The organism is Acidocella facilis ATCC 35904 (assembly GCF_000687875.1).
Lineage (GTDB): Bacteria > Pseudomonadota > Alphaproteobacteria > Acetobacterales > Acetobacteraceae > Acidocella > Acidocella facilis.
Genome location: NZ_JHYG01000045.1, coordinates 1 through 1,446 on the forward strand (window position 1 = coordinate 1; position 1,446 = coordinate 1,446).

General features: G+C 62.7%; 2 protein-coding genes and 1 pseudogene. All 3 read right to left on the reverse strand.

Going from position 1 to position 1,446, the window contains the following annotated elements:
• Positions 1-191: 191 nt before the first annotated feature.
• Positions 192-353, reverse strand: a complete 162-nt coding sequence (locus tag T331_RS20660; protein WP_407637438.1) for a hypothetical protein — start codon at positions 351-353, stop codon at positions 192-194.
• Positions 354-672: 319 nt separating this feature from the next.
• Positions 673-1,029, reverse strand: a pseudogene (locus T331_RS20665) (BRO-N domain-containing protein); the annotation flags it as partial.
• A 29-nt stretch (positions 1,030-1,058) separates the two neighbouring features.
• The gene (locus T331_RS0116730; protein WP_026440846.1) at positions 1,059-1,268 is read right to left on the reverse strand and encodes a hypothetical protein; all 210 of its coding nucleotides are present in this window, start codon (positions 1,266-1,268) and stop codon (positions 1,059-1,061) included.
• Positions 1,269-1,446 lie beyond the last annotated feature (178 nt).

Consider the following 1,446-nt stretch of genomic DNA (forward strand, 5'->3'; position numbering starts at 1 on the left):
GAACCTCAGGCGAAAACTTGTTGCTCGTTCTGTTCGTCATGACACCATCCTCTCAAGAGTTGATGCCTCCGGCAAACATGGAGCGGTTCAGAGCGTCCAGACCTCAAGGGCCAGGGCGGTTAAGACTGTGAGGGCGATAAGGATACGCCCAAGGTCCGGGGCGTCGGTGTCGTCAAATAAGGCGCGTAAGTTCACGCGGCTTTGCGTTTCAGTGCCTGCGCCAGCACAACCATACCCCGTGGCGTGATCCGCATCTGGGAGGAGGCGTTATCGTTACCCGCCCGGTCCGGGAACATGACGATATGGTGCATCAGGTGCCCGGCCTTCAAACGCTCGGCCCGCGCCTGCCACACCCCGCCGCGCCGATAGCTCCAGCCAGCATCCGCCAGGAACTGGAACAAGCTCCCGCGCGTTGACGTTCAGGGCCTTGGACGCCTCGGTGACGGTCTTTGCGCCCCGTGCGGAGGTCAGCCGGTCGGCCACTTCCGCCTTGGGCTGCATGGTGTCCACCTTGGCCGCCAGTTCGTCGCGCTCGTCCTTAAGGCGTTCCACCTTGGCCTGTAGGCGCTGCATGACCATGAGGGTCAGTTCGTCCTCGGAGAGTTCGCCCGTGCGGACCTTCTCTTCACCCTTCACGTACATGCCATCCTTGCGGATAGCGGGCAGGACCTCGCGGGTAACCCAGTCCTGGAACTGGCGGGCCTCGGGTTTATCTGAGCGCATTACCAGCTTGTAGAGGCCGGACTCAGAGATGAAGTTTGCCCTCATCACGCGGTGATGACGACCCTGTATCGGATATAGGGCACGCTCATCCCCCCCTAATTTACGCAGGGCCACGGTGACGTTTGGCTCCCCGCTCGGCATGATCTGGATGCCCAGCGCCCGGCACACGTCCGCCGCCACGAACCAGGGGTTGCCCTCGCGGGTCACGATGCGGACCTGACGGCCCTGGAAGTCGAACGGTGTCACGCCAACGTTAAGGCGAGCGTCATCATTCCCCGAATTTCCGGGGTTCGTCAGTGTCTGCATGTCAGTTTTCCTTTGAGGTTAAGCGGGGTTTACGCAGCGATCCGCATGGGTGTGATTGTCGCGTGGCCGCTCCCCGCGCTGCCACCACCCGGCGGCGTGGCGTTCCCGGTCGGGCCGGGCGGGTTGGCGATCAGGTAATGGGCGCGGGCGACGAGGCCGTTGAGTTCCTGGAGGTCGTCCAGGGTCCAGAACAGGGCATCCCGCGCATGGAGCGTCCACCAGTCCAGGTCCTCAGCCACGCGGTTATTGACGTGACCCGCAGGCCACCGAGGGATTGCCTCAGCCAGTTCCCGCAGGTTCACGTGTGGAGGTCCTGGAGTAGGGTAACCGCTGCGAGCGCCCCACCTCGCGGCGCGGGTTTATTTGCTGGACACTGCCTCCCTGAATTTGGGTGAGGTGATATTGTGGATAATGACG